Source organism: Microbacterium sp. NPDC028030 (assembly GCF_040637855.1).
Classification (GTDB): Bacteria; Actinomycetota; Actinomycetes; order Actinomycetales; family Microbacteriaceae; genus Microbacterium.
The window spans coordinates 313,523-333,008 of sequence record NZ_JBEZXF010000001.1 but is presented as its reverse complement, the minus strand read 5'-3'; the positions used below and the strand labels follow the sequence as shown (position 1 = coordinate 333,008).

22 protein-coding genes are annotated in these 19,486 nt (G+C 67.7%); 14 read left to right on the top strand and 8 right to left on the bottom strand.

All coding sequences use genetic code 11. The annotated features are described in order from the left end of the window. Positions 1-14: 14 nt before the first annotated feature. Entirely contained in the window at positions 15-1,991 is a 1,977-nt protein-coding gene (locus AB0E56_RS01535; protein ID WP_359796312.1) for a BCCT family transporter, read from the top strand. 32 nt (positions 1,992-2,023) lie between these two features. Here AB0E56_RS01535 and AB0E56_RS01530 read toward each other — a convergent pair whose 3' ends face one another. Next, positions 2,024-3,568, bottom strand: a complete 1,545-nt coding sequence (locus tag AB0E56_RS01530) for an SDR family oxidoreductase (protein WP_359796311.1) — start codon at positions 3,566-3,568, stop codon at positions 2,024-2,026. A gap of 115 nt (positions 3,569-3,683) precedes the next feature. Here AB0E56_RS01530 and AB0E56_RS01525 point away from each other — a divergent pair, with 115 nt between their 5' ends. From AB0E56_RS01525 to AB0E56_RS01515, 3 genes are all read left to right on the top strand, one after another. Continuing rightward, positions 3,684-4,904 carry an MFS transporter gene (locus AB0E56_RS01525; RefSeq protein WP_359796310.1) on the top strand — a complete coding sequence of 407 codons (1,221 nt, stop codon included), beginning with the start codon at positions 3,684-3,686 and terminating at the stop codon, positions 4,902-4,904. A gap of 238 nt (positions 4,905-5,142) precedes the next feature. After that, positions 5,143-5,625 (top strand): SRPBCC domain-containing protein, encoded by a 483-nt coding sequence (locus tag AB0E56_RS01520; protein ID WP_359796309.1) that lies wholly within the window; start codon positions 5,143-5,145, stop codon positions 5,623-5,625. After that, positions 5,622-5,939: a metalloregulator ArsR/SmtB family transcription factor gene (locus tag AB0E56_RS01515; protein ID WP_183151589.1), complete on the top strand. Its 318-nt coding sequence runs from the start codon at positions 5,622-5,624 to the stop codon at positions 5,937-5,939. The genes AB0E56_RS01520 and AB0E56_RS01515 overlap by 4 nt, the downstream gene beginning before the upstream one ends. A gap of 11 nt (positions 5,940-5,950) precedes the next feature. On the opposite strand, the gene AB0E56_RS01510 is transcribed toward AB0E56_RS01515, so the two are convergent. Together AB0E56_RS01510 and AB0E56_RS01505 are read right to left on the bottom strand one after the other, a co-directional pair. Beyond that, the gene (locus AB0E56_RS01510) at positions 5,951-6,505 is read right to left on the bottom strand and encodes a MarR family transcriptional regulator (RefSeq protein WP_359798249.1); all 555 of its coding nucleotides are present in this window, start codon (positions 6,503-6,505) and stop codon (positions 5,951-5,953) included. Then, a complete protein-coding gene (locus AB0E56_RS01505) occupies positions 6,505-6,744 on the bottom strand; it encodes a hypothetical protein (protein ID WP_359796308.1) in 240 nt (79 codons plus the stop codon). The genes AB0E56_RS01510 and AB0E56_RS01505 overlap by 1 nt, the downstream gene beginning before the upstream one ends. Before the next feature lie 129 nt (positions 6,745-6,873). On the opposite strand from AB0E56_RS01505, the gene AB0E56_RS01500 reads away from it, so the two are divergent. Next, positions 6,874-7,335 carry a MarR family transcriptional regulator gene (locus AB0E56_RS01500; RefSeq protein WP_359796307.1) on the top strand — a complete coding sequence of 154 codons (462 nt, stop codon included), beginning with the start codon at positions 6,874-6,876 and terminating at the stop codon, positions 7,333-7,335. Between the two features lie 53 nt (positions 7,336-7,388). After that, positions 7,389-7,712: a hypothetical protein gene (locus AB0E56_RS01495; protein WP_359796306.1), complete on the top strand. Its 324-nt coding sequence runs from the start codon at positions 7,389-7,391 to the stop codon at positions 7,710-7,712. Between the two features lie 193 nt (positions 7,713-7,905). Here the strand turns inward: AB0E56_RS01495 and AB0E56_RS01490 are convergent, their stop codons facing one another. Continuing rightward, positions 7,906-8,658, bottom strand: coding sequence for an SDR family NAD(P)-dependent oxidoreductase (locus tag AB0E56_RS01490; protein ID WP_183151594.1), 753 nt, complete (start codon positions 8,656-8,658; stop codon positions 7,906-7,908). Between the two features lie 307 nt (positions 8,659-8,965). Between AB0E56_RS01490 and AB0E56_RS01485 the strand changes: the two genes are divergently transcribed. The 7 genes from AB0E56_RS01485 to AB0E56_RS01455 are packed head-to-tail and all read left to right on the top strand — an operon-like array spanning position 8,966 to position 14,504. Beyond that, a complete protein-coding gene (locus tag AB0E56_RS01485; protein ID WP_359796305.1) occupies positions 8,966-10,099 on the top strand; it encodes an NAD(P)/FAD-dependent oxidoreductase in 1,134 nt (377 codons plus the stop codon). Further along, on the top strand, positions 10,096-10,677 hold the full coding sequence (locus AB0E56_RS01480) for an amino acid synthesis family protein (protein WP_359796304.1): 582 nt from the start codon (positions 10,096-10,098) through the stop codon (positions 10,675-10,677). Before AB0E56_RS01485 ends, AB0E56_RS01480 begins: the two co-directional genes overlap by 4 nt. 41 nt (positions 10,678-10,718) lie before the next feature. Beyond that, positions 10,719-11,498, top strand: coding sequence for a class II aldolase/adducin family protein (locus AB0E56_RS01475; protein WP_359796303.1), 780 nt, complete (start codon positions 10,719-10,721; stop codon positions 11,496-11,498). A 29-nt stretch (positions 11,499-11,527) separates the two neighbouring features. Beyond that, positions 11,528-12,463 carry a 3-hydroxyacyl-CoA dehydrogenase NAD-binding domain-containing protein gene (locus AB0E56_RS01470; RefSeq protein WP_359796302.1) on the top strand — a complete coding sequence of 312 codons (936 nt, stop codon included), beginning with the start codon at positions 11,528-11,530 and terminating at the stop codon, positions 12,461-12,463. Further along, on the top strand, positions 12,463-13,302 hold the full coding sequence (locus AB0E56_RS01465; RefSeq protein WP_359796301.1) for an alpha/beta hydrolase: 840 nt from the start codon (positions 12,463-12,465) through the stop codon (positions 13,300-13,302). Before AB0E56_RS01470 ends, AB0E56_RS01465 begins: the two co-directional genes overlap by 1 nt. Positions 13,303-13,315: 13 nt before the next feature. Continuing rightward, on the top strand, positions 13,316-13,774 hold the full coding sequence (locus AB0E56_RS01460; RefSeq protein WP_359796300.1) for a YbhB/YbcL family Raf kinase inhibitor-like protein: 459 nt from the start codon (positions 13,316-13,318) through the stop codon (positions 13,772-13,774). A gap of 10 nt (positions 13,775-13,784) precedes the next feature. Then, complete coding sequence (locus AB0E56_RS01455; protein WP_359796299.1) at positions 13,785-14,504, top strand: amidohydrolase family protein; 720 nt, start codon at positions 13,785-13,787, stop codon at positions 14,502-14,504. Positions 14,505-14,573: 69 nt separating this feature from the next. On the opposite strand, the gene AB0E56_RS01450 is transcribed toward AB0E56_RS01455, so the two are convergent. The 4 genes from AB0E56_RS01450 to AB0E56_RS01435 form a co-directional block, all read right to left on the bottom strand. Further along, a complete protein-coding gene (locus AB0E56_RS01450; RefSeq protein WP_359796298.1) occupies positions 14,574-16,118 on the bottom strand; it encodes a GMC family oxidoreductase N-terminal domain-containing protein in 1,545 nt (514 codons plus the stop codon). Between the two features lie 4 nt (positions 16,119-16,122). Then, a complete protein-coding gene (locus AB0E56_RS01445) occupies positions 16,123-16,857 on the bottom strand; it encodes an SDR family oxidoreductase (protein ID WP_359796297.1) in 735 nt (244 codons plus the stop codon). Between the two features lie 67 nt (positions 16,858-16,924). After that, the gene (locus AB0E56_RS01440) at positions 16,925-17,683 is read right to left on the bottom strand and encodes an N-acyl homoserine lactonase family protein (RefSeq protein WP_359796296.1); all 759 of its coding nucleotides are present in this window, start codon (positions 17,681-17,683) and stop codon (positions 16,925-16,927) included. A gap of 128 nt (positions 17,684-17,811) precedes the next feature. Next, on the bottom strand, positions 17,812-18,207 hold the full coding sequence (locus AB0E56_RS01435; protein WP_359796295.1) for a hypothetical protein: 396 nt from the start codon (positions 18,205-18,207) through the stop codon (positions 17,812-17,814). 179 nt (positions 18,208-18,386) lie between these two features. On the opposite strand from AB0E56_RS01435, the gene AB0E56_RS01430 reads away from it, so the two are divergent. Continuing rightward, positions 18,387-19,478, top strand: a complete 1,092-nt coding sequence (locus tag AB0E56_RS01430) for a BMP family ABC transporter substrate-binding protein (protein ID WP_183151605.1) — start codon at positions 18,387-18,389, stop codon at positions 19,476-19,478. Positions 19,479-19,486 lie beyond the last annotated feature (8 nt).

The following is a 19,486-nucleotide window of genomic DNA, read 5'->3' as shown; positions in this document are numbered from 1 at the left end:
CAGGATGGTTTCCCATGGAGACCCCTGACGAGAAGCCCGACGCACGCTCCGCAGGAAAGACCCCCCAGCGCCCGCGGACGGATGCCGTCGGCACAGGCACCAACCGCGTTCCGACCAAAGCGGGCGAGACGGCCCGCAAGATCGTCCGTGAGATGGTCGCGGTCCCACCGCGCAGCGTGCATCCGGCGCTCGTGCCGGGCGTCTCGGTCGAAGAGACCGGCCGCACGTACCGCACCGACCCGCTCGTGTTCGGCATCGCGCTCACCCTCGTCGTGGCCTTCATCGCGTGGGGAGTCCTCGCCGGCGACAACCTGTCGGGCACCACGTCTGCCGTCCTCGGCTGGGTCGTCGAGTACTTCGGGTTCTTCTTCACGACGATCGCCACGATCGTGCTGGTGTTCATGCTCTTCGTCGGCTTCAGCCGGTACGGCCGCATCCCCCTCGGTCGCGACGATGAAGAGCCGCAGTTCTCGATGTTCTCCTGGATCTCGATGCTCTTCGCCGCCGGGATGGGGATCGGACTCGTGTTCTGGGGCGCTGCCGAACCGCTGACGTTCTTCGAGACCCCGCCGCCCGGCACGGTCGAGGCGAACACCCTCGAAGCCATGCACACGGCTCAGGCGCAGGTGCTCTATCACTGGGGCCCGCAGGCGTGGTCGTTCTACGCGCTGGTCGGCGGTGCGATCGCATACGGTGCCTTCCGCCGAGGACGCACCCCGTTGATCTCGTCGATCTTCGCGCCCCTGCTCGGCGAGGGTCGCACCGCCGGACCGCTCGGCCGCACGATCGACGTCTTCGCGATCATCGTCACCCTCTTCGGCACAGCCGCGTCGCTCGGGCTGGGTGCTCTGCAGATCGGGCATGGCGTCGAGCTCGTCAGCGGCATCGGCGAACTCGGCAACGGGGTCCTGATCGCGGTCATCGCCGTCCTCACCGCGTGCTTCATCGCCTCCGCGGTCTCCGGTGTCTCGAAGGGCATCCGCGCGCTGTCGAACATCAACGCCGTCATGGCTCTGGTGCTCGCCTTCTTCGTCTTCTTCGTCGGGCCGACGATGCTGATCCTCAACGTGATCCCGTCCGTCGCGGTGCAGTTCGTGGGCGATCTGCCGCAGATGGTCGCGCGCTCCGCCTCGCAGGGCGACGAGGCTCAGGCCTTCCTGTCCGGCTGGACGATCTTCTACTGGGCGTGGTGGATCTCGTGGTCGCCGTTCGTGGGGATGTTCATCGCGAAGATCTCGCGGGGCCGCACCCTCCGCCAGTTCGTGTCGGTCGTGATCCTCGTCCCGTCGGCCATCTCGCTCGTCTGGTTCGCGATCTTCGGATCCACTGCGATCCAGCAGCAGATGGACGGTGCCGGACTCATCGTCGACCCGCCGGAGGAGGTGCTGTTCGGGGTCCTCGACAACCTCCCGTTCCCGCTCGTCACCAGCATCCTGCTCATCCTGCTGATCTCGATCTTCTTCATCACCGGCGCCGACTCGTCATCGCTCGTGATGGGCACCCTGTCGCAGCAGGGGCGCCCCGAGCCCACCCGGTGGGTGACGATCGTCTGGGGGTCGCTCGTCGGCGTGATCGCCGCCGTGCTGCTCGTGAGCGGGGAAGAGGGGAGCGGGCTGAAATCGCTGCAGAACGTGACGATCATCGCCGCGCTGCCGTTCGCCGTGATCATGGCGTTCATGATGATCGCGTTCATGAAGGACCTGCGGCGCGACCCGATGATCCTGCGCGACCGCTACGCGCGAGCGGCCGTCCGGCACAGCGTCATGTCGGGGCTCGAGGAGTACGGCGACGACTTCGCGCTCGTGCCCGTCGAGTACGACCACTCGGAGGACGACCTGGCCTGGATCGACGAGTCGACCGTCGACGACAGTCTCGCCGAGGTGTACGAGGCTGCGACCGAGGCGATCGACATCATCCCTCCGGCCGAGGTGGACGCGGTGGTCGATGCGGCCCTCGACGATGGTCAGGCGGAGCGACCCCGGGCGGACTGAGTCCGCGTCGTTGCCTCCGCGAAATCAGGCAATCACGCCAAATCAGGATGCTCGGCAGCCGCGGTGATGCGGGCAGCCATGCCGGCGAAGATCGCGCCGTGGAACGGCAGCACGGCGAGCCAGTACAGGCGGCCGGTCAGTCCGCGAGGGAAGAAGATCGCGCGCTGCTCGTAGCGGGCGCCCTTGTCGTCTGGCACCGCGCGCAGCTCGAGCCAGGCCTCGCCGGGCACCTTCATCTCGGCGCGCAGGCGCAGCAACGATCCGGCATCCGTCGTCTCGACCGCCTCGACGCGCCAGAAGTCGATCGCGTCCCCCACGCGCGCGGCGGTGCGGCTGCGGCGTCCCCGGCTGAGGCCGACCCCGCCGACGATGCGGTCCATGAACCCGCGCACCGCCCACAGCAGCGGTGACGAGTACCAGCCGTTCTCGCCGCCGATGCCGAGGATCACCCGCCACAGCTCCGCCACCGAGGCGGTCGTGGCGACGGAGCGGGAGTCGGTGAACACGGTGCGTCCGGCCCAGTCGGGGTCGCTCGGCAGCGGGTCGCTCGGGGCACCGGAGACCTCGGCATCCTGCCAGCTGGTCTCGACGGTGTCGGCATCCACTCGCCCGAGCGCGAGATCGACGGCCCTGCGGTAGGAGGTGAGGCCGCCGTCAGGGCGGGGGATGAGCTCGTCGACCGCATGATCCTTCATGACGCACTCGTTCTGCAGCGACGCCACGAGCGGGCGGGCGATGGACCGCGGCACCGGCGTCACGAGGTTGACCCAGTGCGAGGCGAGCCCCGGCGTGAGCACGGGCAGTGCGGCGATCGCCCGCTGCGGCAGCCCCGCCTCGACCGCGTAGCCGTTCATCATCTGGCCGTAGCGGAGGACGTCGGGGCCGCCGACGTCGACCGCGCGGTTCACGTCGGCGTCGATCCGGGCAGCGCCGAGCAGGTAGTGCAGCACGTCGCGCACGGCGATCGCCTGGATGCGGTTGCGCACCCACTTCGGCGCCGGCATGTAGGGCAGCACGTCGGTGAGGTGGCGGATCATCTCGAACGACGCCGACCCCGATCCGATGACGACCCCCGCCTGCAGCACGAGCGTCGGCACCCCCGATTCCAGGAAGATCTGCCCCACCCGTACCCGTGAGCGCAGGTGCGGCGACAGCGTGACATCGTCGGGATGCAGGCCGCCGAGGTAGACGATGCGCCGCACCCCCGCCGCGGATGCGGCCTCCGCCACGGTGGTCGCCGCACGCTCGTCGCTCTCCTCGAACCCTTTCCCAGCGGACATGGAGTGGATCAGGTAGTAGACCACGTCGACGTCGTCCACGGCCGCGGCCACGGCATCCGCGTCGTCGGCCGAGCCCTCGACGATCTCGCAGTCGTCTCCCCACGGGAACGATTCCGCACGCGCCGCGTCCCGTGCGAGCACGCGCACCCGGTAGCCGGCGTTCAACAGGCGCGGGGTCAGGCGCCCGCCGATGTAGCCGGTCGCCCCGAGTACGAGCGCGCGAGGCTGCGAGCCGTCGTCGCGGGGGACCGCACGCAGGGCCTGTTCACGGCCGGTGGGCTGGGTGAGTTCGGGCATGCCCCGAGCGTAAGCCGCGCGGATGAGGCGAAGAACGGGGTTGCAGAGAGCCGCCTCGGTGAGTAGCGCCTGGCATGGTCGACGCATCGGCGCGCGGCCCGGTACGATCGAACGCATGCCCTCCATCGAATCGATTCGATCCCTGCCGGATCAGGCTTCGCGACGCGCCCGGATCGCTGTCTCCGCTCTCTTCCTGACCAACGGCGCCCTGTTCGCGAACATCCTGCCGCGGTACCCGGAGATCAAGGCGGGGCTCGGGCTCGACAACCTCGGCTACGGCATCGCGATCGCCGCCTTCCCCGCCGGCGCGATCGCCGCGGGACTCCTCGCCGCGGTGCTGATCCGCCGGTTCGGATCGGCGCGCATCGCCGTGATCGGCACCGTGCTCACGAGTCTCGGCCTGCTGTCGGCCGCGCTGGCGCCGACGGGCGTGCTCTTCGCGGTCGCGCTGTTCCTCGGCGGCGCGTCGGATGCCATCACCGATGTGGCGCAGAACGCGCACGGACTCCGCGTGCAGCGCCGGTTCGGTCGCTCGATCATCAATGGGTTCCACGCGATCTGGTCGATCGGCGCCGTGCTCGGCGGCGCGATGGCCGCGGTCGCGATCGCGCTGCAGCTGCCCCTCGGCGTTCACCTGGGCATCTCGACGGCCGTCTTCGCGACGGTCGCGCTCGTCGCCCTGCGGTTCTGCCTCCCCGGCCGCGACGACGAGACCGAGACGGAGGCCGCAGCCGAACCGGCCGACCTCGCCGACACCGTGCGCCGCGGAGTGACGCCCCGGACGGTGATCGCGATCATCGCCCTGACGCTCATCGCGATGGCGGGCGCCGTCGCCGAAGACGCCGGGAACTCCTGGGCGACCCTGTACCTCGCCGACTCGCTCGGGGCTGCGGCCGCCGTCGCACCGCTCGGCTTCATCGCCCTGGTCGGTGCGCAGTTCGTCGGCCGCATGATCGGCGACCCCCTCACCGATCGCTTCGGGCAGCGCTGGGTGGCGCGGGTCGGCGGCATCATCGCGGCCGTCGGCATGACGCTCGCTCTGGCGTTCCCCAGCGTTCCGGGGACGATCCTCGGGTTCGCGGCGGTCGGCTTCGGCATCGCGACGCTGATCCCCGCTGCCATGCACGCGGCAGACGAGCTGCCGGGTCTGCGGGCGGGGGTCGGACTCACGGTCGTGTCGTGGCTGCTGCGTCTCGGCTTCCTCCTCTCGCCGCCGTTCGTCGGGTACATCGCCGAGAACGAGAGCCTGCGAGCCGGACTCTTCGTCGCTCCGGTCGCTGCCCTCGTCGCGGTGCTCCTCGCCGGGTTCCTCGAGAAGCGCCGCACGCGCGCCTAGCCCGGCCCGTCCCCGTCCCCCACCGGTACGGATGTCGGACGGATGCGCGGATGCAGGAGCTCCTCGCGGCGTTTCGTCGTGCATCCGTGAATCCGCCCGACAAGTGAACCGCTGCCGGGGACCATCGGCGGTGATTCTGCAACTCGGAGGTTGCATCAGGGCCCAACATGTGCAACCCTGGAGTTGCAGTTGATCGATCGATCGACGAGAAGTGCACGAAACCCCGAAAGGACCCATCATGGTGAACATGACCCGCAACCAGGCATCCGTCGTCGACGAGGAGACGTTCTCGGTGCGGCGCAGCATCCAGATCGCGGCGCCCGTCGACAAGGTCTGGCGCGCCGTGGCCGAGCCGGAGCACGTCTCGCGCTGGTTCGGACACACAGTGCTCGACGGCGCGGGTGTCGGCGCCACCGGGACGATGACGTTCCCCGACTACGACGTGATCCCGCTCCGCGTCGAGGAGTATGACGAGCCGCGCCGCATCACGTACCGGTGGAACAACGACGACGCCCTCGGGAAGCTCCCCGACAGCATCGACGAGTCGACCTCGACCGTCTTCACCTTCACGCTCGAAGAGGCGGACGGCGGCACACGGCTCACGGTCGTGGAGAGCGGATTCGAGCGCACCTCCGACCCCCGAGCCAACCTCGAGTCGCACCGCACCGGCTGGGACCTGGAGCTCGACAAGATGGTCGCACTGGTGGAAGGCGAAGCATGACCGCAGGAACCCTGACGCCCATGTTCGCGGCACTCGCTGACGAGACGCGCTGGAGCATCCTGGCGGCTCTCGGCGAGGGGGATGCTTCGGCGTCCGCCCTCGCCGGGCGCCTTCCGGTGAGCAGGCAGGCGATCGCGAAGCACCTCGCCGTGCTGCAGGAGGTCGGACTCGTCGAGCCCGTCCGGGCCGGCCGCGAGCTGCGCTTCCGTGTCGTCGGTGCGGAGCTGTCGGCCACCGCGCAGAAGCTCGACGCGATCGGCCGCGAGTGGGACCGTCGTCTGGCTGCGATCAAGGAGATCGCCGAAGGACTCTGAGGTCCCGGGGGTCACTCCGACGTCTCGGGGCCTCCGTGGTCGCGGATCACGTCGCGCAGCTCCTGATCGAGGTCGGAGGCCTCTTCGATCGCCGCCGTCATCCCCGCGAGGAAGCGCGTCACGACGGCACGCTCCTGGTCGGAGAGCTCGTCGACGAGGGTGAGCATCCTGCGATGCATCGCCCCCAGGGTGGCGCGCACCTCCTCGTCGCTGCTGACGCTCGGCACGATCACTCCGGCGCGCCGGTCCGTCGGGTGCGCTTCGCGGCGTACATGGCCGCCCTTCTCGAGGCGGTCGATGAGCGTCGTCGTCGATGCCGTGGAGATGTCGAGCATCCGGGCGATGTCGATCGGGCGCACGATCCGTCCCGCTCGCTGCTCGCGGAGCAGGAAGCGCAGGGCCATGAGGTCGGTCTCGTTCATCCCCATGGAGGCGCGGGTGCGCGCCCGCATCGCGGTCTCGGCGGATCGATAGCGCCGCAGCATGTTGAGCACGTCGACCGTGCTGACGCTCTCGCCGTCGGGGTACCAATAGCCCGAGCGTGCGTAGTCCTGGGACTCGGACATCATGCCACCTCGCCGTCTTCGCTCGCGGCCATCGACTCGCGCTCCAGCATCTCGACCGCGCCGGTCGCGACCTCCGCCGGGACGATGCGGAGGAACCCGCCCGTGATCGCGTCGTTCTCCGCGACGATGATGCTCTCGATCCGATGCCGGGGAACCGCAGGGAACTGTTCCTGGAGATGGTCGAGCAGCTCGGAGTAGTCGATGTACCTCGCGTCTTCGAGGTTGACTCGCTCGAACATGGCTTCCTTTCGCCGCGGATTCCCATCCTCTCATCCCGCAGACGACCTGATCTCTCGGCATTTTGCTAGACGGCCCAGTAACCAGCTGAGCGAGGTACCATGGGGCCGGCGGGTATGGGGAGAGGTGACATGGGGAAGACCCTGGAGACCGCGACGTCGGAGCTCGTGCGGAGTGTGGATGAACTGCGTCGCATCGACGCGCAGCTGACGCGGCGTCTCGTGGCGCAGCGGCAGCCGAACGAGACCGATCGTGCAGCCATGCGCTGCATCGCGGCCGCACCGTCGGATCAGCCAGTGACTCCCGGCGACCTCGCGACGCACCTCGGCGTGAGCACGGCAGCCGTCACCTCCGTCATCCGCCGCCTGGCCGACCGCGGCATGATTGTCGTCGCCCCACATCCCGGCGATGCGCGATCCAAGGTCGTGCGACCGTCGCTGCGTGACCTGCACTCTCCGGCGGACGACATCTCCCGACGCATTGAACGACTCGAGAGCGAGTTCTCGCCGGAGCAGGTGCGGGTCATCTCCCGGTTCCTTCGGCGCCTGACCGAGGAGCTCTCCGACGCGCGGAATGAGCCGACTTCCATTTAGCTAGCTAAACTAGTAATCTATCTTCCATAACATCTCTTTCACGAGGAGGGGTCATGGGAAAGCTCAGCTACGCAGGTGAGGCGCAACGGTTCGAACTCGACGACGAAGTGCTCGCGCATCTCCGGTTGGTCACCGTCACGAAGCTGCGCCGAGGGGAGTCGTTCCCGCTCACCGTTCCGACGAACGGCGAGACATCCGAGACGCTGTGGATCCACGCCTCGATCCCGATCCGCTTCGAGGTCCGCGATGACATCGAGCTCAAGCGTCCGCTGCTGGTCAAGATGATGGCGGCGGCGAGCTCGTCGCACGGTCTTGATCTCACCGACATGGAGCTCGCTCCATCGATCATGGCGCCGCGGATACCCGCGGTCGCGTGAAGGCCCGCCTCCCCGTCGGTCGCGCTCTCGGGCAAAGCAGTGCGACCACGCGGCGAGGCGAACGGTGACGCACCCGGGGGGGGGGGGGGGGTGATCGCGTCACCGCACACGACATCCGGCCATCGGGATTCGGGTTCCCGCTGGCCGGATGTCTGTGAACACCGGATGCCTGTGAGCTCCGGGTGCTTCCGGGTCAGAGAGCCGTGTAGCCGCCGTCGACCAGGTGGTAGCTGCCGGTGATGAAGCTGGCCGCATCGCTGGCGAGGAACGCGACGAGGTTCGCGACCTCGTCGGCCTGACCCAGGCGTCCGATCGGGTGCTTCGACACGAGGAAGTCCTTGGCCGCGGCGTCCATGCTCGCCAGCAGCGGGGTGTCGATGAAGCCGGGGCCGACCGAGTTGACCCGCACGCCCTGTGCCGAATACTCGAGAGCGGCCGACTTCGTCATGCCGACGACGCCGTGCTTGGCGGTGACATACGCGGGGGAACCGGCGAAGCCGACGCTGCCCAGGATCGAGGCGATGTTGACGACCGACCCGCCCCCGTTCGCGAGGATCGAGGGGATCTGCGCCTTCATGTTGCGGAACACCGCGTTGAGGTTGATCGCGATGACCTTGTCCCACGCGTCGTCCTCGTACTCCGCCGTCGGAGCGGTGGCGCCGCCGATGCCGGCGTTGTTGACGCCGATGCGCAGCGGCGCGAGCGTGTTGGCGAGTTCGACCGACGACGCGATCCACGCCGCGTCCGTCGCATCGCCGACCGACGCTTCGGCGGTGCCGCCGGCCGCGCGGATCTCCTCGACGACAGCGTTCGCATGCTCGGCGTTCAGGTCGTTGACCACGACGGATGCGCCGTTCTTCGCCAGCAGGAGGGCGGTCGAGCGCCCGATCCCGCTGCCTGCTCCCGTCACGATCGCCGAGCGGTTCGAGACGTCGTACTGAGCCACGAGAGACTCCACTTCCGGGCGGGCGCGGTGCCGGGAGATCTTCTCGGACGGTCCGTCCTTCCTTCCACCCTACGCCCGATTCGAGGGGGTGGATTCACGTGAATGGATATCGCGCGTCGACGTTCCGGCCACCGCGTTACGGCTGCGTAAATCGTTCGGCTCCTCCCGAGGGTACTCTTGCGCGAAAGAGGATCCACAGGGCAGAATCTCTACCATTGCGAGAATCACCGTTCAGAATGTAATAATTCTACGACTGGTGATCCGCTGTCACGGCGCCGACGCGCGACCGACAGGAAGAGAGATCGACATGACCGAACGTCCACGCCACGCCGAGGTTTCGGGCGGCGGCTTCGCGGGTCTCACCGCAGCCACCGCCCTCGCACAGATGGGGTGGAGTGTGCGACTGCACGAGCGTCGCCCTGAGCTGAGCTCGGAGGGCGCGGGCATCGTGCTGTGGAACAACAGTCTTCAGGTGCTCGACAAGATCAAGGCCGGCCCCGACCTGATGTCGAACTCCATGACGCCGCCGGCGTACGAGACGCGCATGAACAACGTCATCCAGTCGCAGGAAGAACTCCCCGGCATCCGTTGGCGCACGCTGACCCGTCCGCACCTTCACCAGACGCTCCTGTTCGCCGCCCGTGAGGCCGGAGTGGAGATCCTGGCCGGATCCGAGGTGACCGGGGCCACCGCGGACGGCACGATCTCGTTCGCGAACGGCGAGACGGCCGAGGCCGACCTCATCGTCGGAGCCGATGGTGTGGGATCGGCCGTTCGCGACTCGCTCGGCATCCCTCTCAAGCGCGAACGGTCGCGCGACGGGATCACACGGTTCCTCGTCCCGCGCCGCAAAGAAGAACTGCAGGCACTCGAGCCCGATACGGAGTGGGACAACGTCATCGACTTCTGGAATCTCGAACCGCGGGTGCTGCGGGTCCTCTACACGCCTGCGAACGACCGGGAGCTCTACATTGCCCTCATGGCCCCCGCCGCGGACTCGCAGGGTTCGCGTGTGCCTATCGATCTCGAACTGTGGACGTCGGTGTTTCCGCAACTGGCGCCCGTGCTCGCGGACGCGGCGAAGATCCCCGGGCGCTACTACGGGTACCAGACCACACGCCTGGATCATTGGACCGAAGGAAAGGTCGCCCTGATCGGCGACGCCGCACACGCCATGTGCCCCGCGCTCGCACAGGGCGCCGGGTGCGCGATGCAGAACGCGTGGACACTCGCCGCCGCAGCGACCGACGGAGCATCGATCCCCGAGGCGCTGCAGGAGTGGGAGCGGCTCGAGCGTCCGCTGACGGACCTCGCCCAGGATCGCTCGCAGTGGTACGCCGACACCCGTGAGATGGCCAAGGGCAATCAGTTCCAGGGTGACTCCGTGACCACCGCCCTGTACAACCCCACCGATCCGCACCGACACGAGGTCCCCGCATGAGCATCGATCCGCACTACCAGGTCCGCGCCTTCCACTCCTTCGTGCAGGAGACGCTGCACGATGTCGGACCGGCACCCGCCCAGCCACTCGTCAAGGCCGCGGTCGCCGTCGTCATCAAGAACCCGTTTGCCGGACGGTGGGTCGAAGATCTCACCCCGCTCATCGATCACAGTGCGAGCCTCGGCACCGAGCTCGGGGCCCGTGCGCTCGCCCTCCTCGGCGGCCGACCAGCCGAGAGCTACGGCAAGGGCGGGATCGCCGGACTCGACGGGGAGCAGGAGCACGTCGTGGCGTGCGTCACCACCGTGTTCGGGAACGCATTCCGAGACGCGATCGGAGGGGGAGAGGCCTGGATCTCCTCCGCCACCAAGTCGGCTGCGGCAGGAAGCTCGATCGACATCCCCCTCGCGTACAAGGATGAGGTCTACGTGCGGTCGCACTACGACGCGATCACGCTGACGCTCCCCGATGCGCCCCGGCCCGATGAGCTCGTCATCATCGCAGCGGTCGCAACCGGGGGGCGCCCGAACGCCCGCGTCGGAGGCATCACCGTCGCCGAAGTCCTTGCCCGACACTGAGAACAGCGCCCGCACGGGCACCCCTATCCCGAGGAGACAGCGTGACGTACACGCATTCGCAGTATTACGAGGACCAGTCCATCGCCAGCGTGCTCGCGGATGTCGCGCGCGCCCACCGCATCCTCGAACTGGAGGGTCACGGCGACATGTCGATGGGACACCTCTCGTTCCGAGACCCGTTCGGGCGAGGATTGTGGCTCAAGCGCGGCAATCTCGCGTTGAGCGAAGTCGAGGGAGACGACTTCATCCTGATCGACTTCGACGGTGCGGTGCTCGAGGGGACCGGCCTCCGGCACCTGGAATGGCCGCTGCATGCGGAGATCATGAAGGCGCGACCCGACGTCAACTTCGTTGGCCACTCTCATGCCCACTTCTCCACGCTGCTCGGCGCCTCGCAGGAGCAGCTCAAGCCCTACAACAACCACGGCGTGTGGTTCGCGTACGAAGGCGTGCCCCGCTTCGCCGAGACGAGCCACATCATCACCACGGTCCCGCTCGGCGTGGCAGCCGCCGCGGCGCTCGGTGACGCCCAGGCGCTGCTCCTCGCCAACCACGGCATCGCGTTCGTCGGATCGACGGTCGCCGAGGTCACGCTCACGGGGATCTTCCTCGAGAAGGCGGCGCGCTTCCAGGTCGACCTCGGCGCAGCCGGCTTCACCCCGATCGAGCCCACTCCGGAAGAGACGAAGGAGAAGTTCGACCGGATCTACCCCGCGAAGGCCCAGCACAACTTCTGGACCTATTTCAATCGCCGCCTCGATCGGGTCGAAGCCGCCTACGGCATCGGAATCTCCCCCATCGCCCTCCCGCCCGCCATCTGACCCGCACCAACCGAAAGAGAGCAACGATCATGAGCAGCCTTCCCCGCATCGCCACCGTCGTGGGTTCCGGAACCATGGGTCCCGGCATCGCCGCCACTCTCGCCCGCGCGGGCGTGACCGTGCGCCTGTATGACATCTCCACTGAGGCCATCGAGCGGGCCGAAGCAGCCTACGGCGTCGTGCAGGGCGTTCTCGCGGCCGTCGACTCCCCATCCGCGCCCGGCGGGTCCGTCGCGTTCGGTACCGACCTCGACGTCGCGCTCGAAGGGACGGAGCTGATCATCGAGGCCGTGCCCGAGCGCCTCGATCTCAAGCAGAAGGTCCTCGCCGACCTCGAGGCGCGCATCGGCGACGACGTCATCATCGCCACCAACACCTCCGGCATCCCGATCACCACGATGGGCAAGACCATGACCCGTCCTGGTCGGCTGATCGGAATGCACTGGTCGAACCCGCCGCACCTGATCCCGATGATCGAGGTCATTCCCGGCGAGGACACCGACTCCGCACTCGTCGACGAACTCATCGGGATCGTCAAGGCGTTCGACTACGTGCCCGTCCTCGAGAAGGAGATCCCCGGATTCGTCGAGAACCGCGTCCTGTACGCGATCCTCCGCGAATGCATGGCGCTGTTGGACGAAGGCGTCGTGACCCCCGAGGGGCTGGACGCGTGCGTCAAGTGGGGTATCGGCTACAAGCTGTCGGTCGTCGGCCCCACCCGCCTGCTCGACATGGCAGGACTTGACATCTACCAGGCGGTCTCCGGCTACCTCAACAAGGAGCTCGATGCGAGCACCGAGACGCCGAAGCTGATCCTCGACAAGATCGCCGAAGGGAAGCTCGGCTTCAAGTCCGGCAGCGGGATGTACGAGTACGGCCCCGGCGACGTCGACGCCAAGCGCAAGGAGATCATCACGGGCCTCATCGCGGCGCGCAAGACGCTGTCGTCCATCCCTGAGGTGTGATGACAGCCACGGCAGCCGTCGAGCGCATCGAGGACGGACTCTTCCGCACGCGGGGCGCCGATGTCGACATCGCGTTCCGCGTGCGGGGGGAGGGGCCCGCCGTCGTGCTCCTGCACGGCACATCGGCGAACCATGCCGTGTGGGAACCGGTCGGCGACGCCCTCGCCGACCGGGCGACGGTGATCGCCCTCGATCAGCGCGGGCACGGACGCAGCGACAAGCCGGTCGCCGGCTACGCCGCCCTCGACTTCGCGGACGACGTGATCACGGTGCTCGACGCCCTGGGCGTCGCGGATGCCGTGATCGCCGGGCACTCCCTCGGCGGGCGCAACGCGTGGGTCGCCGCTGCCCGGCATCCGGATCGGGTGTCGGGAGCCGTCGTGGTCGACTACACGCCCTACGTCGAGGCCGCGGTCCTCGACGAGCTCGACATCCGGGTCGCGGCCGGCTTCCGTTCGTTCGACGGCGTCCTCGAGATCGAGGACTACCTCCGTGGGCGATACCCCGCGATACTGCCGGGCGCGATCGAACGTCGCGCGCGGTGGGGATACCTGCGAGCGGCCGATGGCCGCTGGATCCCCCGCGCGGACGAGCGGGCCATGAGGCAGCTCATCGAGGGCTTCCGCACCCCGTGGGACGCCGAATTCCGTGCGGTGCCGACGACCATGACGCACCTGCGCGGTGTCGACAGCAGCATCGTGAGCGAGGCCGCGTGGCGTCGCGCGATCGTCGACCGTCCGGATGACCGCTGGGTCGTCGTCGACGATGCAGACCACTACATCCCCGAGGAGCATCCGCTCCTCGTCGCCGCCGAGATCGCCCGCGTTCTCGGTTTCTGACCGAAAGGAAGCCATGCCTCTCTTCATCGACAAGCTCTCCATCTCCAGCTCGGACTTCGACGGCCTCGGTCGGATCCCCGACCGGCTCACCGCTGACGCAGGCAACGAACTGCCGACGCTGACGCTCTCCGGAGTGCCCGAGGGGACCGTCGAACTGGCTGTGATCGTGCACGACCCCGATGCACCGCTCGCACAGGGATTCACGCACTGGGTGGTCTACGGAATCCCCGCCGACGCCGAGACGCTCGACCTCGCTGCCGATGGCGTACGTGAAGCGCCCAACAGCACGACGCAGACCGCGTGGTCGGGGCCGCAGCCGCCCGTCGGCCACGGCGTGCATCACTACTACTTCTGGGTCTATGCGCTGAGCACGAAGGTCGAGGGCACGCCGACGCGCGAGGAGTTCCTCGACTCGTACGCCGACTCGATCATCGAGCAGGCCCGCTACGTCGGCACGTTCTCCCGCGACTGAGGATCCGGTCATGCCGATCACCGACGCCCACATGCACGTCGGGGACTTCCCGACGTTCGGCGTGAGGCTCGACGAGGACCACCTCGCCGAGTATCTGGAGAAGAACGACATCGACACGGGGCTGGTGTTCCACCAGGACAACGCGATGGTGCGCCGGGTCATCCAGGACATCCCCGGCGCGTACGGCCTCTACTGGGCCAACCCCAAGCTGGGGGACCCGATCCCCGAGCTCAAGGACTACCTCGACGATCCGAAGTTCCGCGGCGTGAAGCTGCACCCCTTGATGGACGGCTTCCATCCGGACGACCCCATGGTCTGGCCGATCATCGAACTGCTGATCGAGCGCGACCTGCCGGCGCTGATCCACTGCGGCCACCCGATCTTCTCGTTGCCCTGGAGCATCGAGGAACTCATCGCCCGTTACGAGGACGCGAAGATCATCCTCGGTCACATGGGTCACGGCAACATCATCTACATCGACGCGTCGATCGGCGTCGCCCAGAGGCATCCGAACGTCTGGCTCGAGACCAGTGGGATGCCGATGAGCGTCAAGATCCTCGAAGCCGTGCAGAAGGTCGGGTCCGACAGGGTCATGTACGGTTCCGACGGTCCGTGGCATGAGCCGAAGGTCGAGCAGCTGAAGGTGCAGCTCGCGGGTCTCGACGCCGACGACCTCGAAGACGTCATGCACCGGACGGCACAACGCCTGTTCCTCGGTGTCGACGTCTGAACGGCATCCGAGAGGAGAGAGCCCGGACGCGACCAGATGGTCGGGTCCGGGCTCTCTCGTCGCGTCCGGCTATGCCGGGTAGGCGTCGGCGAACGACTCTGCGATCGCCAGCACGGCCGCGTGCACAGGTCCGGCGGTGATCGAGGGGATCACGGAGGCATCGACGACGTGCACGCCTTCCAGTCCGCGCAGACGCAGGTCGGGAGTGACGGGAGCGTGGTCTTCCGAACCCATGCGGAGGGTGCCGACGGGGTGATGGTGGGTGATCGCCGCCCGTGCGATGAAGGCATCGGCCTCCGTGTCGCTCATCGCGTCGCCCCCCGGGAGCAATTCCTCGTCTCGCCATCCGCCGAGCTCGGCGGACGCGCCGACGAGCCGGGCGTGCGCGAGCGCTGCACGGAAAGCGGCTCTGTCATGCGCGGTGTCGAGGTACCGGGGGTCGATCACGGGGGCGTCGTCGATGTCCGGGCCGGAGATGCGCAGAGAACCGCGACTGGTGGGGTTCGTCACCCCGAACAGGAGCGTGTAGGCCTCGCCGGGCACGGCACGCGCGCGTTCCGATGGGGGGAACGCGTCCGAGATGCTCGGTCCGACCACGCACCCCACGACGATGTCAGCGGCACCCTCGGTCTGAGACAGCCCCGCCAGCGACAAGTAGGTCATCGATTCCGAGAGCTGCAGGCGCGTCGGCGGCACGGCACGTCGCGACCGGTAGACGTTGCCCGCCCCGAGCAGGTGATCGTGCAGGTTCGACCCCACTTCGCGGGACTCGATCTCGGTGGCGACTCCGGCCGCCGCGAGCACGTCGGGGTCGCCGACGCCGGAGCGCATGAGCAGCAGCGGGTCGCCGATGGAACCTCCGGCGAGTATGACCTCGTCGGCCTCGATCACGTCGTCGTGCCCGTCGCGGGTCACCTGTGCACCGGTGACCCGACCGTGATCGATCACGAGTCGGTGCACGGTCGTTCCCACGAGGACGTGCAGGTTCGAGCGCTCGAGGACCGGGTCGAGGTAGACATCCGAGACCGTGACGCGTTCGCCGTCGCGGACGGTGAGGGAGTTCGGGGTGGCGCCGAGCATCTCGCCGCGGTTGTGGTCGGCGATGCGCGGAACGTCGAGTGCCTCCCATGCCGAGAGGTAGTCCGTCACGAGAGGGCTGGAGAGGTCGGGCCCGGGGAGGAGGACGGGCAGGGGGCCGGTGTCGCCGTGCACATCGTCCGCGCCACCGGAGAAGGTCTCCATCCGGCGGAAGAAGGGAAGGAGCGAATCCCACGACCACCGGTCGTCGCCGGTCGCCTCGACCCATCTGTCGTAATCCGCGCGGCACCCTCGCATGTGGGCCATCGCGTGCACGAGGCTCGATCCGCCGAGACCCTTGCCCCGCGCCCAGTCGAGGCGGCGGCCGCCGAGACCCGGCTGGGGCGTCGTCCGGTAGTCCCAGTCGTACGAGCGTCCGTGGATGAACGGCCACAGCTCGGGACGGCGCATGTCGGGGTCGTCGACGCGCCCGCCGGCCTCGAGCACGACGACCTGGCGCGACGGGTCGGCGCTCAGACGGTTCGCCAGAACACTGCCCGCCGAGCCGGCTCCGATGATGAGGATGTCGGCGTGCATGGACTCAGTTGCGTGTGTGCCCGGCATCGACCACGAGCGTCTGGCCCGTGATCCAGCCCGCTTTCTCGGACGCCAGGAACGCGACAGCCGGTGCGACGTCCTGGGGAAGCCCTCGACGGTCGAACGCCTGCATCGGCACGACGAAGTCGAATCCGTTCACATGCGGTCCGGCGAGCACGCCCTCGCTCGCGATGATGCCGGGGGCCACCGCGTTGATGGTGATCCCGTTCTTGCCGAGTTCGCCGGCCAACCCGCGCACCAGGCCGATCGAGGCGCCCTTCGTGGCGACGTAGTGCGCGCAGTTCGGGGTGCCGGCGACGAAGGTGTTCGAGGCGATGTTGACGATGCGGCCGTAGCCTGCGCGTCCCATGACCTCGGTGACGGCATGGGTGATGAGGTACACGCCGTCGAGGTTCACCGACATGACGCGGCGCCATTCCTCGAACGTGATGTCCTCCCACGCGGTGAGCGGCACGAGTGCGGCGTTGTTGACGAGGATGTCGATGCGACCGAGCTCGTCGGCGACTTCCGCGACCACGGCGGCCACAGCCTCGGGGTCGCTCACATCGAGGGCTTTCACCAGCCCTCCGATCCGGTCGGCGACCGCTTCAGCGCCTGCCGCATTGATGTCGGTGACGACGACCTTCACGCCGTCCGCGGCGAGTTCTTCGGCGATCGCCGCGCCGATGCCCTGTGCGGCTCCGGTGACGATCGCGACGCGCTGCTCTTTCTCGGCCATGTCGTGTTGCTCCTTCTGTTCCTGCTGTCGGGTGAGTCGGGGCGGCCGGTCGGCCGCGGGGTCGAGGTCAGTTGCCGCCGTAGTACTCGGGCGCGAGCTTCCAGGTCGAGAACGGTTCGAGTTCATGCGACGGGTACACATCGGCGTTCTTCGTGCGTGCGAGATAGTTCAGGCGGCGGATCGCTTCGACGGACTTGGTCGGATCGAGGTGGAATCCGGCGATCCACTCCTTCTCGAGCGTCGTGCGCGTGTAGGCCGCGTCGCCGCAGAACAGCATGCTCTTCTCGTTCTGGAGTTCCACGAGCAGGGAGTAGTGCCCGATCGTGTGACCGGGGGTCTCGAACAGCCAGACTCCCGGCACCACCTCGTAGTCGCCCGAGATGGGCTTGTACGTCACGGTCTCGTGATCGAATGAGAGGTCGGAGTAGCCGAGGCGCTCGAACGGCTCGGGGACCTTGGCGTGGCGGAGCTCCTCCTTGTGCACGAGTGTCGTCGCCTCGGTCAGGAATCGGTTCCCGCCGACGTGGTCGAAGTGGAAATGGGAGTTGACGACGATGTCCACGTCTTCCGGCGCGTATCCGATCTTCGCGAGCTGTGCCGGGATGGTCTGCTCCGCGGTCTGCTCCGGCAGTTCGAAGGGGAGGACGCGGTTGACATGGTCGAGATCGAAGCCGGTGTCATAGAGGATGAGGGCGTCGGGGTGCTCGATGAGCACGCTGTAGACCGGAAAGCGCACGGGGTTGCCGGCATTGATGTGCCAGTGCACGTCCGACTCGTCGATGACGAGGGTTCCCCCGTCGAGGAGATAGACCTTCGGGTCCGTCATCGCTGACCTCACCTTCGATAGATTCTCATATTGCGGTAATTGACGTTCAAGCTATGAGAACAATGGAAAGGTGTCAAGAGGTTCAGGGCGAGATTCACACGGTCGAAACACCGGTGCGCTCTCGTCGTTCAGCCGGTGCTCACACCCGGGTGGTCTTCGAAGACCTCGGCGAAGTCGTAGTGGGTCCAGCGATAGCAATGGTCGAGCATGGGGTCGCTCGCGAAGTCCCCGATGCAGGTGGTGTCCTGGTAGCGATCGCCCGTCGGTGACGTGTAATGCACACGGCAGAGCACCCGCCAGGCGGTGTCGGAGTCGACGCCCTCCTCCAGGGCGTGCGCGGAAGGAAGCCAGCACTCGGTGCCTGTCGTCGCCTCGGCGGCCACGCCCGAAGTGGGTCCTGCGATCGCATCCAGTTGCGCGAGGGCGGCGGCGTCGCGCTCGGAGAGCGCGGGCTGTGCTGCACAACCGGACAACGCGAGAATGAAAGCCAGCGCGATGCACGCGCTCGGGGTCTTCCTGGTCATGGGGGTAACCTCCACCCTCATCATCGAGGGTTCGTGTTTCTGCGGTGTAAATCCTGGATCTCACCGTTGACGCGCCGCTGCGTTTCTCATACTGTATCGCTATCCCGACACATTGTGAGAAAGATTGCCCTGGCACGGTGACGAGGATCGGGACTTTCCGACTGAGAGGATCTTCGGCAATGCCTTATACCCTGAGCGGCCCACAGCGCCGCAGTGCACGTACAGCCACCGCCGCGACGATCGCGATCATCGCGCTCGGTCTCGCCGCCTGCTCGGGCGGCCGAGGAGGAGACGCATCCACGAGCGAACCGAGCGGCGAAGCGGGAGCGACCGTCGAGCAGTTCGCGCTCGTCGCCCCCGAGAACGAGTCGGACTTCGGATGGAACCAAGCGGGTCTCGACGGCGCGACCGCCGCCTCGGAGTCGCTCGGCATCGAGGTCACGCTCGTCCCCGACGCCGGCTGGGACAACACCGAGACCGTTCTCGGGCAGGTGGCCGACAGCGGAGCGCAGTTCATCATCGCCCATGCCTCCGGTTACGGAGTCGCAGCCACCAGCGTCGCCCAGGCCAAGGACGTGCCGATCCTGATCCAGGACGCCGGTGAGAACATCCCGGGCAAGATCGCCGTCACCAAGACCGAGGCCCAGGAAGGCGGCTACCTCGCGGGCATCGCCGCCGCCATGTCGACCACCAGCAAGACCGTCGGCATCGTCGTCTCGGCCGACGACCTCAACTGGTTCAAGATGTCATCCGGATTCGCCCAGGGGGTGTACAGCGTCGACCCGACGATCTCCGTGCTGTACACCTCCGTCGGCCCGGCGGCATACGCGGATGCCGCCGGAGGGAAGACCGCCGCCGAGCAGCTGATCGCCTCTGGGGCGGATGTCATCTTCGGAATGGGAGACGGGGCGACGCACGGCTACCTCCAGGCCGTCGAGGCGGCAGACGGCGTCAAGTACATCGCCGACATCGGCGACGTGACCGCCGGCCTGAGCAACACCGACGTTCTGCTCACCTCGGTGCTGTGGAACTACGCATCCACGTACGAGCAGGCCATCGAAGACGTCGAGGCCGGGACCTTCGGAGAGCAGGGATACGCGCTCACCGTCGACAACGGCGGACTCTCGCTGCAGGAGACCGACAACCTGACGGCGGAGATCCAGGCCGCCATCGAGACCGCGAAGGCGGGCATCGCCGACGGATCGATCGTTCCCACTGCGGCGGAGAACGCCGCTCAGGTGAACGAGGTCATCGCCGCCAAGGGGGACTGACCTCCCGT

Bases quoted from the DNA above. Each gene is read 5' to 3' on its own strand.
- AB0E56_RS01535 (WP_359796312.1), top strand. From the start codon at position 15: ATGGAGACCCCTGACGAGAAGCCCGACGCACGCTCCGCAGGAAAGACC.
- AB0E56_RS01530 (WP_359796311.1), bottom strand. From the start codon at position 3,568: ATGCCCGAACTCACCCAGCCCACCGGCCGTGAACAGGCCCTGCGTGCG.
- AB0E56_RS01525 (WP_359796310.1), top strand. From the start codon at position 3,684: ATGCCCTCCATCGAATCGATTCGATCCCTGCCGGATCAGGCTTCGCGA.
- AB0E56_RS01520 (WP_359796309.1), top strand. From the start codon at position 5,143: ATGGTGAACATGACCCGCAACCAGGCATCCGTCGTCGACGAGGAGACG.
- AB0E56_RS01515 (WP_183151589.1), top strand. From the start codon at position 5,622: ATGACCGCAGGAACCCTGACGCCCATGTTCGCGGCACTCGCTGACGAG.
- AB0E56_RS01510 (WP_359798249.1), bottom strand. From the start codon at position 6,505: ATGTCCGAGTCCCAGGACTACGCACGCTCGGGCTATTGGTACCCCGAC.
- AB0E56_RS01505 (WP_359796308.1), bottom strand. From the start codon at position 6,744: ATGTTCGAGCGAGTCAACCTCGAAGACGCGAGGTACATCGACTACTCC.
- AB0E56_RS01500 (WP_359796307.1), top strand. From the start codon at position 6,874: ATGGGGAAGACCCTGGAGACCGCGACGTCGGAGCTCGTGCGGAGTGTG.
- AB0E56_RS01495 (WP_359796306.1), top strand. From the start codon at position 7,389: ATGGGAAAGCTCAGCTACGCAGGTGAGGCGCAACGGTTCGAACTCGAC.
- AB0E56_RS01485 (WP_359796305.1), top strand. From the start codon at position 8,966: ATGACCGAACGTCCACGCCACGCCGAGGTTTCGGGCGGCGGCTTCGCG.
- AB0E56_RS01480 (WP_359796304.1), top strand. From the start codon at position 10,096: ATGAGCATCGATCCGCACTACCAGGTCCGCGCCTTCCACTCCTTCGTG.
- AB0E56_RS01470 (WP_359796302.1), top strand. From the start codon at position 11,528: ATGAGCAGCCTTCCCCGCATCGCCACCGTCGTGGGTTCCGGAACCATG.
- AB0E56_RS01465 (WP_359796301.1), top strand. From the start codon at position 12,463: ATGACAGCCACGGCAGCCGTCGAGCGCATCGAGGACGGACTCTTCCGC.
- AB0E56_RS01460 (WP_359796300.1), top strand. From the start codon at position 13,316: ATGCCTCTCTTCATCGACAAGCTCTCCATCTCCAGCTCGGACTTCGAC.
- AB0E56_RS01455 (WP_359796299.1), top strand. From the start codon at position 13,785: ATGCCGATCACCGACGCCCACATGCACGTCGGGGACTTCCCGACGTTC.
- AB0E56_RS01450 (WP_359796298.1), bottom strand. From the start codon at position 16,118: ATGCACGCCGACATCCTCATCATCGGAGCCGGCTCGGCGGGCAGTGTT.
- AB0E56_RS01445 (WP_359796297.1), bottom strand. From the start codon at position 16,857: ATGGCCGAGAAAGAGCAGCGCGTCGCGATCGTCACCGGAGCCGCACAG.
- AB0E56_RS01440 (WP_359796296.1), bottom strand. From the start codon at position 17,683: ATGACGGACCCGAAGGTCTATCTCCTCGACGGGGGAACCCTCGTCATC.
- AB0E56_RS01435 (WP_359796295.1), bottom strand. From the start codon at position 18,207: ATGACCAGGAAGACCCCGAGCGCGTGCATCGCGCTGGCTTTCATTCTC.
- AB0E56_RS01430 (WP_183151605.1), top strand. From the start codon at position 18,387: ATGCCTTATACCCTGAGCGGCCCACAGCGCCGCAGTGCACGTACAGCC.